This window comes from Streptomyces sp. JLYT201 (assembly GCF_059448825.1).
Window position 1 is genome coordinate 8259318 of sequence record NZ_CM182551.1, and the last position, 14034, is coordinate 8273351.

The 14034-nt window shown below is 72.6% G+C and carries 2 protein-coding genes; both read left to right on the forward strand.

The genetic code is table 11. The features are described 5' to 3' along the window. Nucleotides 1–9: 9 nt before the first annotated feature. Nucleotides 10–10974, forward strand: a complete 10965-nt coding sequence (locus tag AC5WAM_RS35290) for an amino acid adenylation domain-containing protein (RefSeq protein WP_495519984.1) — start codon at nucleotides 10–12, stop codon at nucleotides 10972–10974. Next, nucleotides 10971–13907, forward strand: coding sequence for a non-ribosomal peptide synthetase (locus AC5WAM_RS35295; protein ID WP_495519985.1), 2937 nt, complete (start codon nucleotides 10971–10973; stop codon nucleotides 13905–13907). The genes AC5WAM_RS35290 and AC5WAM_RS35295 overlap by 4 nt, the downstream gene beginning before the upstream one ends. Nucleotides 13908–14034 lie beyond the last annotated feature (127 nt).

The window sequence follows — 14034 nt, forward strand, 5'->3', positions numbered from 1 at the left end:
GCGCTCAGCATGAGCACTGGCGGAAATCGGACGGGCCAAGGGGCCGGTGCGGCCCAGGACAAGCGCGAGGAGCTGGTGCGCGCCAGGCTCGCCGGAGCCCGCGGCGGACGGCGCACCGCGGTGGCCCGTGCCGACCGCGAGGGCCCCCTCGCCCTCTCCCACGGTCAGCAGCAGATGTGGTTCCTCAGCCGCCTCGACCCGGACAGCTGGGAGTACAGCGTCCCGGTGGCGCTGCGCCTGGGCGGGCCGCTGGACCCGGACGTGCTGTGCCGCGGCCTGACGGCGGTCGTGGCCCGGCACGAGATCCTGCGCACCCGCTACCGCCTGGACGGCACCGAGCCCGTCCAGGTCATCGACGAGCCGGGCCTGTTCGACCTGCCCACCGACGACGTCAGCGCGTTCGGCGACCCCGCCGAGCGCGAGCGGCGCGCCCTCGCGCTCGCCGAGGCCGAGCCCGGCAGGCCCTTCGACCTGGAGCGCGGCGGCCCGGTGCGGGCCCGCCTCATCCGCGTCGCCGCCGAGGACCACATCCTCGTGGTCGTCTTCCACCACGTGGCGTGCGACGAGTGGTCCGTCGGCCAGTTCCTCGGCGAACTCTCCGCCCTGTACGAGGCGTTCGCCGCCGGGCAGCCGTCGCCGCTCGCACCGCTGCCGGTGCAGTACGCCGACTACGCCGCCTGGCAGCGCGCCCGGCTCGCCGACGGCGCGCTCGACCGGCACCTCGCGTACTGGCGCACCCAGCTGGAGGGCCTCACGGCCCTGGAGGTGCCCACCGACCGGCCGCGCCCCGCGACCCGCTCCTGGGACGGCGACGCGGTGCCCGTCGAGCTCTCGCCGGAGCTGACCGCCCGCCTGCGCGACCTCGGCACCGGCCGCGGCGCCACGCTCTTCCACACCCTGCTCGCGGGCTACCAGGCGCTGCTGTCCCGCTACACCGGCCGCACCGACGTCCCCGTCGGCACCGTCGTGTCCGGGCGCGGCAGACCCGAGCTGGAGCAGCTCATCGGCTACGGCATCAACACCCTGGTGCTGCGCGGCCGGTGGAGCGGCGACCCGGCCTTCACCGACCTCGTCGAGCAGGCCCGCGCCACCACCCTGGACGCCTTCGACCACCAGGACGTGCCCTTCGCGCGGCTCGTCGACGACCTCCAGCCGGAGCGCGACCTGTCCCGCACCCCGCTGTGCCAGGTCGCCTTCACCCTGCACCAGGAGCGCACCAGCTCCTTCCGGCTGCCCGGCGTCACGGCCGAGCCGCTGCGCGCCACCAGCCGCGTCTCCCGCTTCGACCTGACCCTCCAGCTCGGCGAGCGCCCCGACGGCGGCGTGCGCGGCACCCTGGAGTTCAGCACCGCCCTGTACGACAGGGCCACCGCCGAACGCCTCGCCCGCCACTACGTGCGCCTCCTCGAAGCCGCCGCCGAAGCCCCCGGCCTGCGGCTGTCCCGCCTGGAGCTGCTCGACGCCGCCGACCTGGCCGTGCTCGTGCCGCCCGCCGAGACGCTCCCGGCGCCCGCCGCCTGCGCCCACGAGGTCTTCGAGGAGCGGGCCGCGGCGGCCCCGGACGCCGTCGCCGTGGTGTGCGGCGCGCAGCACCTGACGTACGGGCAGCTCAACGCCCGCGCCAACCGCATCGCCCACCACCTGCGCCGCCTGGGCGCCGGAGTGGACGGCCTGGTGGGCATCAGCCTCGACCGCGGCATCGACCTGCTGCCCGCCCTCCTCGGCGTGCTCAAGTCGGGCGCCGGCTATCTGCCGCTCGACCCGGAGCACCCCGCCGACCGCATCGCGTACACCCTCAAGGACGCGGGCGCCGAGATCGTCCTGACCTCGCAGGCGCGCGCCGAGCATCTGCGCGGCGCGCACACGGGGCGGCTCGTCGTCCTCGACGGCGACGAGAACGACGAGGACACCGCCGCCCTCGCGGCCGCGCCCGACACGAACCCGGACTCCGGCGTCACCCCCGACGACCTGATCTACACCATCTACACCTCCGGCTCCACCGGCCGCCCCAAGGGCGTGGGCCTGACGCACGCCAACGTCCTGCGCCTGTTCACGAGCACCGAGCGGTACTACGGCTTCGACGACCGCGACACGTGGACGCTCTTCCACTCGTACGCCTTCGACATGTCGGTGTGGGAGATGTGGGGCGCCCTGCTGTACGGCGGGCGGCTCGTCGTCGTGGACGCGGAGACCGCGCGCTCCCCGGAGGACTTCCTCGCCCTGCTCGCCGAGCAGCGCGTCACCGTCCTGAACCAGACGCCGTCCGCGTTCCGCAGTCTGGTCTCCCTGGCCGGTGACGGGCATCCGCTGATCGACGAACTCGCCCTGCGCGTCGTCACGTTCGGCGGCGAGCGCCTCGACGTGCCCGGCCTCGCCCCCTGGACGGCCCGGCGCGACCTGGACCGCACCCAGCTCATCAACATGTACGGCATCACCGAGACCACCGTGCACACCACCTACCACCGCGTCACCGAGGCCGACATCGCCTCCGACGCGGGCAACCCCGTGGGCGTGCCGCTGCCCGACCTCAGGGTGCAGCTCCGCGACGCGCACGGCGAGCTGGTGCCCGTCGGCGTGCCCGGCGAGATCCATGTCGGTGGCCCCGGCGTCGCCCGCATGTACCTCGGCCGCCCGCGCCTGACCGCCGAGCGCTTCGTGCCCGACCCGTACGGGCCGCCCGGCTCCCGCCTCTACCGCAGCGGCGACCTGGCCCGCTACCGCCCCGACGGCACCCTCGACTACCTCGGCCGCATCGACCACCAGGTCAAGATCCGCGGCCACCGCATCGAACTCGGCGAGATCAAGGCCCTCCTCGCCGGGCATCCGCGGGTGCGGGACGCCGTCGTCGTGGTCCGCGAGGACACGCCGGGCGACCGGCGCCTGGTCGCCTACACCGTGCCCACCAGCGACGCCGTCGCCGCGCCCAGCGAGCTGCGCGCCCTCCTGGCCCGGGCGCTGCCCGCGTACATGGTGCCCAGCGCGTTCCTCGTCATCGCGAAGATCCCGCTGACCGTCAACGGCAAGCTCGACCAGGCGGCACTGCCCGCGCCCGACCGCGGGGCCCTCGCCGTCGAGCGCGCGCACGTCGCACCCCGCACCGCGGCCGAGGAGGAGATGACGGGCGTCTGGCGCGACGTGCTCGGCGTCGACCAGGTCGGCGTGGAGGACAACTTCTTCGACCTCGGCGGCGACTCCCTGCGCGCCGTGGCCCTCGTCGGGGCCCTGCGCGAGGCCGCGTACGACGTGACGGTCCGCGACGTCTTCGCGCACCGCACCCCCGCCGAACTCGTCGAGTTCCTCACCGGCCGCCCCGCGCCCGCCGCGCCCGAGCCCGGCGTCGAGCCCTTCGCGCTCCTGTCCGCCGAGGACCGGGCGAAGCTGCCGTCCGGCGTCGTGGACGCCTACCCGCTGGCGCAGGTCCAGCTCGGCATGGTCGTCGAGATGCTCGCCGACGACGGCCGCAACCACTACCACAACTCGACCTGCTTCCGGATCCTCGACGACCGGCCCCTCGACCCGGGCGCCCTCGACCGGGCCGTGCGGACCGTCCTCGGCCGCCACGAGATCCTGCGCACCTCCTTCGCCCTGGAGGGCTACTCCGTCCCCCTCCAGCTCGTCCACGCCCCCGGCGAGGTCCACTCCCCGGTCGCCGTCCGCGACGTACGGGCGCTCGACACCGAGGAACTCGACCGCGACTTGCGGCAGTTCATGGCCGCCGAGCGGTCCGAGCTCTTCGACCTCACCGCGGCGCCGCTGGTCCGCTTCACCGGCCACACCCGCGACGACGGCAGCTGGTGGCTCACCCTCACCGAGTGCCACGCGGTCCTGGAGGGCTGGAGCCACCACTCGCTCCTGATGGAGCTCGTCGCCACCTACCGCGCGCTGCGCGACGGCGTCCCGCCCGCCGAGCCGGAACCGGCCGCCGTGCGCTACGCCGACTTCGTCGCGGCCGAGCTGACGGCCCTCGCCAGTGACGAGGACCGCGCCTACTGGCGGCGGATCATCGACGGCCACGCCAAGTTCGACCCGCCCGCGGGCTGGGGCGACGACCCCGCCACCACCCCGCGCGGACTGCACCGGGCCTGGGTGCCCTACCACGACGTGGAGCAGGGCCTGCGCGCCCTGGCCGCCACGGCGAAGGTGCCGATCAAGAGCGTCCTGCACGCGGCACACCTGAAGGTGATGAGCCAGCTCACGCCCGAAGTGACCCTGCGCACGGGCCTGGTGACCAACGCCCGCCCCGAGGCCGTCGGCGCCGACCGCGTCCACGGCGTCTACCTCAACCCCCTCCCGTTCCCCTTCCGGCGCGGCGCCCGCACCTGGCGCGACCTCGTTCAGCAGGTCTTCGACCAGGAGATCGAGCTGTGGCCGCACCGCCGCTACCCGCTCGGCGCCATGCAGCGCGACAGCGGGGCCACCGGGCGCCTGGTCGACGTGCGCTTCAGCTACCAGAACTTCCGCCAGGTCGACCAGGACGTCATCGACTACCCGGCCACCATCGACGACAGCCCCACCGAGTTCCCGCTCGGCGTGTCCACCCGCGCCGGATTCATGGTCATCACCGCCCAGAACCACGTGATGTCCCGCGCCGGCGTCGACCGCCTCGCGGCCATGTACCGCGCGGTCCTGGAAGCGATGGCCGCCGACGCGGACGGCGACGCCCTCCACGACTACCTGCCCGGCGGCGAGCGCGAGCGCGTGCTGCGCGCGTGGGGTGGTGCGGAGTCGGTGGTGGCGGTGTCCGGGGTGTCGGTTCCGGAGTTGGTGGCCCGGCAGGTGGTCCGGGCCCCGGATGCTGTCGCCGTCGAGTGTGGTGAACAGCGGCTCTCGTATGTGGAGTTGGATGTGGCGGCGAATCGTCTGGCTCATCGTCTGCGTGCTGATGGTGTGGGTGTGGGCTCCTCGGTGGCGGTGCTGCTGGATCGATCCGTCGAGCTGATGGTGGCGTTGTTGGGTGTGTGGCGTGCGGGTGCGGGTTACGTACCGATGGATCCGGTGCTTCCTTCGGAGCGGATCGCGGCGATGGTGGCGGACGGCAAGGTGTCGGCCGCCGTGACGTCGGTCGAGTACGCGGACCGTTTCGTCGATGTGCCGGTGGTGCTGACGGCTGAGGATCTGTCGGCGTATCCGGTGCGGGCGCCTGAGGTGGTGGTCGATTTGGATGCTGTGGCGTACACGGTGTTCACGTCGGGTTCGACGGGTCGGCCCAAGGGTGTGGAGGTCACGCACCGAGGTCTGGCGAATCATGTGGAGTGGGCGGAGCGGGAGCTGGCGGCTGCTGGTTCGGGTGGTGCGCCGGTGTTCTCGTCGGTGGCCTTCGATTTGGTGGTGCCGAATGTGTGGGCGCCGTTGGTGGCCGGTCAGCGGGTGTGGCTGTATGGCGGTGAGCTGACGGAGCTGGGTGATGCGCTGGTGGCGGCGGGTCCGTTCGCGTTCATCAAGCTGACGCCTGGTCATCTGGAAGTGCTGGATGGTCAGTTGGGTGATGCTGAGATCCAGTCGCTCGTTTCCCGTGTGGTGGTGGCCGGTGAGGCGCTTCCGGGGCAGTTGGTGGAGCGCTGGCGGCAGTTGCTCGGTGACGGGCAGGTCATCAACGAGTACGGGCCGACCGAGGCGACGGTGGGGACATGTGTGTTCCCGCTGGAGGAGGAGTTCACCGGGGTCGTGCCCATCGGACGGCCGCTCCCCAACATGATCATGAGGGTGCTCGACGGCGGGATGCGACCGGTCCCCGTCGGTGTGACCGGAGAGCTGTTCGTCGGTGGTATGGGTGTCGCGCGCGGTTACGCCGGGCGGCCTGGGTTGACCGCTGAGCGGTTCGTGCCGGATCCGTACGGGGGGCCGGGTGAGCGTCTGTACCGGACCGGCGACCTGGTTCGCTGGCGGGCTGATGGAGCCGTGGACTTCCTGGGGCGTATCGATGACCAGGTGAAGATCCGGGGCTACCGCATCGAGCTGGGTGAGATCCGTGCCGCGCTGGTGGCGCAGGCGTCGGTGTCAGACGCCGCCGTCGTCGTCTCCGACGACCAGCGGCTCATCGGCTATGTGGTCGGGGACAGCGAGGGCCTGGCCGAGTCCCTCGCCGAGGTCCTGCCGGAGTACATGGTGCCGTCGGGGTTCGTGGAGCTGGACGCGATCCCGCTCACGGCCAACGGCAAGGCCGACCGCAGGGCCCTGCCCGACCCCGGCGCGACCGACACGGACGCCCATGTCGCCCCGCGCACGGAGGCCGAGGCGCGGATCGCCGAGGTGTGGGGGCAGGTCCTGGGCCTGGAGGAGGTCGGTGTGGAGGAGAGCTTCTTCGACCTCGGTGGGCACTCGATCAAGGCGATCGCCCTGGTGGGTGCGTTGCGGGCGCAGGGCTTCGAGGCGGGCGTGGGCGACGTGTTCCGGCACCGGACGGTGGCGGGTCTCGCCGCCGCGCTCGGCACCGGCGGCGGCGCCCCCGAACCGGAAGGCACCGCGCCGTTCGCGCTGCTCGACCCGAGCGATCGGGAACGGCTGCCCGACGGACTCGTCGACGCGTTCCCGCTGGCCCAGGTCCAGCTCGGCATGCTGGTGGAGATGCTCGCCGACGACGGCCGCAACAGGTACCACAACACCACCACCTTCCGGATCAAGGACGGCCGGCCCTTCGACCGCGCCGCGCTCGTCTCGGCGGGCCGCGCCGTCGTCGAACGCCACGAGATGCTGCGCGCCTCCTTCGACCTGGAGGGCTACTCGGCACCGCTGCAACTGATCCACGCGGACGCCGCTCTGCCGGTCACCGTCCACGATCTGCGCGACCGCAGCGCGGGCGAGCAGGAGACCTTCCGCCGCGAGCACATCGTCAGCGAGCGCGCCCTGCCGTTCGCCCTCGACCACGCGCCGCTCCTGCGGATCTCCGCGCTCGTCGAGTCCGACGAGGCCTGGTGGCTGTCGGTCAGCGTGTGCCACCCGATCACCGAGGGCTGGAGCCACCGCTCCCTGCTCAGCGAGATCGTCGAGGGCTATCTGACGCTGCGCGCCGACGGGGAACTGCCCCCGCGGGAGACCCCCGACGTGCGGTACGCCGACTTCGTGGCCGCCGAGATCGCCTCCCTCGCCTCCGAGGACGACCGCGCCTACTGGCGTGACGTCATCGACGGCCACGGCACGTTCGAGCTGCCGTCCGCCCTGGGCGACCCGGAGGCCGCCGGACGCGACGCGCACACGCTGCGCGTCCCGCTCGACGACCTCGCGCCGACGCTGCGCGCCCGCGCCAGCGAGACCGGCACCTCGCTCAAGGCCGTGCTGCACGCCGCGCACCTGAAGGTGATGAGCCAGCTCACGCCGGAGGACGCCTTCAGCACCGGCCTGGTGTGCAGCGGCCGCCCCGAAGCGGTGGGCGCCGAACGGGTCTACGGCATGTACCTCAACACCGTGCCGTTCGCCCACCGCCGCGGCGCCCGCACCTGGCGCGAGCTCATCGGCCAGGTCTTCGAGCAGGAGGGTGCCCTCTGGCCGCACCGGCGCTTCCCGATGCCGGTGATGCAGCGCGAACTGGGCGACGGCTCCCGCCTGCTGCACGTCCGCTTCAGCTACCTCGACCTGAGCGACGCCCAGACGGACAGCGACATCGTCGACGCCGACTCCGGCATGGGCGAGGGAGCCACCGAGTTCGGCCTCGCCGTGGCGGCCCGCGCCGGCGGCCTGCTCCTCACGGTCGACCCGAGCGCCGTCACCCGGGCGAACCTCACGCGCCTCGCCGCGATGTACCGCGCGGCCCTCGAAGCGATCGCTGCGGACGCCGACGGCGACGCCGAGACGACCCTCCTCCCGCACGGCGAGCGCGAGCGCGTGCTGCGCGTGTGGGGTGGTGCGGAGTCGGTGGTGGCGGTGTCGGGTGTGTCGGTGCCGGAGTTGGTGGCGCGGCAGGTGGTCCGGGCCCCGGATTCTGTGGCCGTCGAGTGTGGTGAACAGCGGCTCTCGTATGCGGAGTTGGATGTGGCGGCGAATCGTCTGGCTCATCGTCTGCGTGCTGACGGGATCGGTGTGGGCTCCTCGGTGGCGGTGCTGCTGGATCGTTCGGTTGAGCTGATGGTGGCGTTGTTGGGTGTGTGGCGTGCGGGTGCGGGTTATGTGCCGATGGATCCGGTGCTTCCTTCGGAGCGGATCGCGGCGATGGTGGTGGATGGCAAGGTGTCGGCCGCTGTCACCTCGGCCGAGTACGCCGACAGGTTCACCACGGGCATACCGACGGTGCTGACGGCTGAGGATCTGTCGGCGTATCCGGTGCGGGCACCCGAAGTTGTGGTTGATCTGGATGCTGTGGCGTACACGGTGTTCACGTCGGGTTCGACGGGTCGGCCCAAGGGTGTGGAGGTCACGCACCGGGGCTTGGCGAATCATGTGGAGTGGGCGGAGCGGGAGCTGGCGGCTGCTGGTTCGGGTGGTGCGCCGGTGTTCTCGTCGGTGGCCTTCGACTTGGTGGTGCCGAATGTGTGGGCGCCGTTGGTGGCCGGTCAGCGGGTGTGGCTGTATGGCGGTGAGCTGACGGAGCTGGGTGATGCGCTGGTGGCGGCGGGTCCGTTCGCGTTCATCAAGCTGACGCCTGGTCATCTGGAAGTGCTGGATGGTCAGTTGGGTGATGCTGAGATCCAGTCGCTCGTTTCCCGTGTGGTGGTGGCCGGTGAGGCGCTTCCGGGGCAGTTGGTGGAGCGGTGGCGGCAGTTGCTCGGTGACGGGCAGGTCATCAATGAGTACGGGCCGACCGAGGCGACGGTGGGGACGTGTGTGTTCCCGCTGGAGGAGGAGTTCACGGGAGTCGTGCCCATCGGACGGCCGCTCCCCAACATGGTCATGAGGGTGCTGGACGCACAGCAGCAGCCCGTACCCATCGGAGTCGTGGGGGAGTTGTTCGTCGGTGGCATGGGTGTCGCGCGTGGTTACGCCGGGCGGCCTGGGTTGACCGCTGAGCGGTTCGTGCCGGATCCGTACGGGGGGCCGGGTGAGCGTTTGTACCGGACCGGCGATCTGGTTCGCTGGCGGGCTGATGGAGCCGTGGACTTCCTGGGGCGTATCGACGACCAGGTGAAGATCCGGGGCTACCGCATCGAGCTGGGCGAGATCCGCGCCGCGCTGGTGGCGCAGGCGTCGGTGTCCGACGCCGCCGCCGTCGTCTCCGACGAGCAGCAGCTGATCGCGTACGTCGTCGGGGACAGCGACGGGCTCGCCGAGTCCCTTGCCGAGGTCCTGCCGGAGTACATGGTGCCGTCGGTGTTCGTGGAGCTGGACGCGATCCCGCTCACGGCCAACGGGAAGGTCGACCGGCGGGCCCTGCCCGAGGCGACAGCGGCGGTGGCCGACACCTATGTCGCCCCGCGCTCCGACGCCGAGGCGCGGATCGCCGAGGTGTGGGGGCAGGTCCTGGGCCTGGAGAAGGTCGGCGTGGAGGAGAGCTTCTTCGACCTCGGTGGGCACTCGATCAAGGCGATCGCCCTGGTGGGTGCGTTGCGGGCACAGGGCTTCGAGGCGGGCGTGGGCGACGTGTTCCGGCACCGGACGGTGGCGGGTCTCGCCGCCGCGCTCGGCACCGGCGGCGGCGCCCCCGAACCGGAAGGCATCAAGCCGTTCGCGCTCGTACCGCAGAGCGTGCGCGAGGCCCTGCCCGCAGGCGTCGCCGACGCCTACCCGCTCTCCCAGGTCCAGCTCGGCATGCTCCTGGAGATGCTCTCCGACGACGGCCTGAACAAGTACCACAACACGTCCACGTTCCGGATCAAGGACGGCAGGCCGTTCGACGCCGACGCCCTCACCCAGGCCGCACGGACGGTCCTTGCCCGGCACGAGATGCTGCGGACCTCCTTCGCGCTGGAAACGTACGAGATGCCCCTGCAACTCGTGCACCAGGAGGCCGACACCATCGTCGCCGTGCACGACCTGCGGGGGACGACGCCCGAGGAGTTCGAAGAAGGGAGGCGCGCGCACATCGCGCGGGAACGCGCCGAGCTGTTCGACGTCTCGAGCCCGCCGCTCCTGCGGATCTCCGCGCTCGTCGAGTCCGACGAGGCGTGGCACCTCGGCTTCACGCACTGCCACGCCATCACGGAGGGCTGGAGCCAGCAGTCGCTCCTGATGGAGGTGCTGAACGCCTACCGCGCGTACGCCGAGGGCACGGAACCGGAGCCGGAGGAGCCGATGCCCGTGCGGTACGCGGACTTCGTCGCCGCCGAACTCGCGGCGCTCGACTCCACGCAGGACCGGGACTACTGGCGGCTCGTCGTCGACGGCCACGCGCCGTGCGCGCTGCCGCCCGAGTGGGGCGACGGCGTGACCGCCGAGCGGGAGGACTTCAAACTGTCCGTGGAGTTCCGTGACATCGAGCCCGCGCTGCGCGCGCTCGCCACGGAGACCGGCACGTCCTTCAAGGCCGTCCTGCTGGCCGCGCACCTGAAGGTGCTCGGCTCGGTCACGAACGAAGACGCCTTCCACACCGGCGTCCTGTACAGCGCGCGCCCCGAAGTCCCGGGCGCCGAGCGGGTGTACGGCATGTTCCTCAACACGCTGCCGTTCGCCCACGACCGCACCGCCGACACCTGGCGCGACCTCGTGCGGCAGGTGTTCGACCGCGAGGCCGAGGTGTACCGCCACCGGCGGTACCCCCTGCCGGCCGTGCAGCGCCTCGCGGGCGGCGGGCGGCTGTTCGACATCATGTTCCGCTACCAGGACTTCCACCAGGTCGACACCGGCTCCGTGGACGTCCGGGCGGGCGCGGGCGACAGCTCCAACGAGTTCACGATGTCGATCGCCAACGTCCCCGGCAGGCTCGTGCTGCGCGCCGTGAGCACCGGCCTCAACCGCGCCAACGCGGAACGCCTCGCCGGGATGTACCGGACCGTCCTCGAGGCCATGGCGGCCGACGCGGACGGCGACGCCCGCGCGGCGGTCCTCACGGACACCGAACGCGCGCGGCTTCTCCAGGACTGGAACGACACCGACATGGAGTGGGAATGAGCAGGCGCGTGCACGACGTGTTCGAGGCGACGGCCGCGGCCTCCCCGGACGCGGTCGCCGTACGGGCGGGAACGACCGTCCTGACCTACCGTGAACTGGACACCCGCGCCAACCGCGTCGCGCACGAGCTGCGCGCCGCGGGCGTCGGCCCGGAGTCCGTGGTGGGCGTGCTCCTGGAGCGCGGCCCCTGGCTGCTCCCGGTGCTGCTCGGCATCTGGAAGGCGGGCGGCTCCCAGCTGGCCCTCGACGCCGCCCTGCCCACCGAGCGCCTGGCCTACATGCTGGACACGGCGGGCGCCCGGCTCGTCGTCACCCAGCGCACCCTGGCCGGGCTGCTCGGCGACGCGTACGACGGCGAACTCCTCGACCTGGACCGCGACCAGCGGCGGATCAGCGAGCGGCCCGGCACCGCGCCCGGCCCCGCCCCCACCGCCCCCGCGGGTCCCCCGCCGCCCGACGGCCTCGCCTACACGCTGTTCACCTCCGGCTCGACCGGGCGGCCCAAGGGCGTGCAGATCGCCCACGGCTCGCTGCTCAACCTGCTCTTCTCGATGCGGGCGCGGTTCGACGCGGCACCGGACCACGTGTGGCTCGCGGCGACGTCGGTGTCCTTCGACATCTCCTACGCCGAGCTGTACCTGCCGCTGATCACCGGCGGCTCCGTGGTGCTGGTGGACGACAGCGGCCTGGGCGACGCGCTCGCCCAGCTCGACCTGATCGACACCCACGGCGTCACCCACGTCCAAGCCACCCCCGCGGGCTGGAAACTGCTGCTCGCGGCCGGATTCGCGGACCGCCCCCTCACCGCGGTGACCACCGGCGAGGCGTGCCCGCCGTCCCTGGGCCGCGAACTGCGCGGCCACGTCGACCGCCTGGTCAACCTGTACGGGCCGACCGAGACGACCGTCTGGTCCACCGGCTGGGAAGTGCCCGCGGGCCCGCCGGACATGCCCGTCGGACGGCCGATCCACAACACCCGCGCGTACGTGCTCGACGCCGCGCTCCAGCCCGTCCCGGTCGGTGTCATCGGCGAGCTGTACCTGGCGGGCGCGGGCGTGGCCCGCGGCTACGTGGGCCGCCCCGGTCTGACCGCGGGACGCTTCCTGCCGGAGGAGCTCGGCGGGCCGCCGGGGTCGCGGATGTACCGCACCGGCGACTGGGTCCGCTTCCGCCCCGACGGCGAACTGGAGTACCTGGGCCGCGCCGACCACCAGGTGAAGATCCGCGGCTACCGCGTCGAACTCGGCGAGATCGAGGAACAGCTGGTCACCCACCCCGGCGTCGGCTCGACCGTCGTCGTCGCCCGCGAGGACGGCCAGGGCGAACCCTGGCTGGTCGCGTACGTCGTGCCGTCCGGCGGCCGCGCCGGGACCACCGGGCCCGGCGGCCCCGAAGCCGCCGAGGCCGGGCAGGACGAACTGCGTCGCCACCTCGCCGCGCGGCTTCCCGGGTACATGGTGCCCACGGGCTTCGTGCTGCTCGACCGGCTGCCCCTGAACGCCGCGGGCAAGGTCGACCGCGCCGCCCTGCCCGCGCCCCAGCGCACGGCGCTCGTCGCCGACCGCGCCTACCAGGCGCCCCGGACCCCGACCGAGCGGCTGCTCGCCGACGTGTGCGCCGAGGTGCTCGGCGTCCCCGGCGTCGGCGCGCACGACCGGCTCGCCGACCTCGGGGTCGACTCCATGCGCATCGTGCACGTCCTCGCCGCCGGGCGGCGCGCGGGCCTCACCGTGACCCTGCGGATGCTCCTGGACAGCGTGACCATCGCCGACCTCGGGGCGGCGATCGACGGAACCCCCGCTACCTACGGAGCAGAAGACGATGACGGCCACCCCCAGGAAGCCCACGACGCCCGCGCGGCGGCAGACGGCACAGGCAGCGCGGCGGACGACGGCCCCGGCGGCCGGTCCCGGGCCGGTGCGCCGGTGACCGGCGGCACGCCCGCGCCCGACGTGGAAGCCGTGATGGCGGCGCACGGCATCCCCGGCGCGGCCGTCGCCGTCCTGCGGGACGGGGAGGTCGCTGCCCTGCACGTGCACGGCGTACGGTCCATGGACACCGGCGCGCCCGTCACGCTGCGCACCCGCTTCCAGGCCGGGTCGATCAGCAAGCACGTCATCGCGTTCGCCGCGCTGCGCCTCGTCGCCGACGGGCCGCTCGGCCTGGACGAACCGCTGGACGCGTACCTGACCGGGCGGACCGTGCCGCGGCTGCCCGGCGGCGGCCGGGTCACCCTGCGGCACTGCCTGTCGAACACCGCGGGCCTCTCCTCGGCCTCGGCAACGTGGTGGCACCCCGACGAGACCATGCCCACGCTGTCCGACGTCCTCGACGACGTCGAGGCCGAGGCCGAACCGGGATCGGTGTTCCGCAAGGCGGGCAGCCAATGGGCTTTTGTTGAACAGGTGTTGACCGACGTGACGGGCCAGGAGCTCGGCAAGCTCGTCGACGAGCTGGTGTTCCAGGAGCTCGGCATGCGGGACAGCGCCTTCACCGCGGGCGCTTCCGCCGACCTCGCCGCGGGACACGACCGGCACGGAGAGGCGCTGCACGGCGGCCACCGCTGCCGCCCCGCGCGGGCCGGCAGCGGGCTGTGGAGCACGCCCGCCGACCTCGCCCAGTTCGCCGGCGCGCTGCGCAGGACCCGCAACGGCCTCGGCGACCTGCTGCCGGGACCGCTCGCCGCCGCGATGCTCACGGAAGCCTTCCCGGGGAGCTTCTACGGCCTCGGTACGGTCATCGACGGCTCCCTGGGAGACGTGGAGTTCGGCCACGGCGGACAGACGCCCGGCTACCGGGCGCTGACCTCCCTGCGGCTGCGGTCCGGCACCGGATGCGTCGTGATGACAAACTCCGACCTGGGCAAAGAGGTGCACAAAGCCGTCGCGGCCGGCCTCGGCCGGGACATCACCGCGCGGCTCGCGGGCGACTGAACACCTCCCCGAGGCACGGGAACAGCAGGATCCGGCAACAGCGCCCATACGGCTGAAGGTATGTATTCAGCCGTATGCGGTGCGTGAGGTTTAAAGGTTGTTGTCCGCCGAATAAGCCGTGGATAAC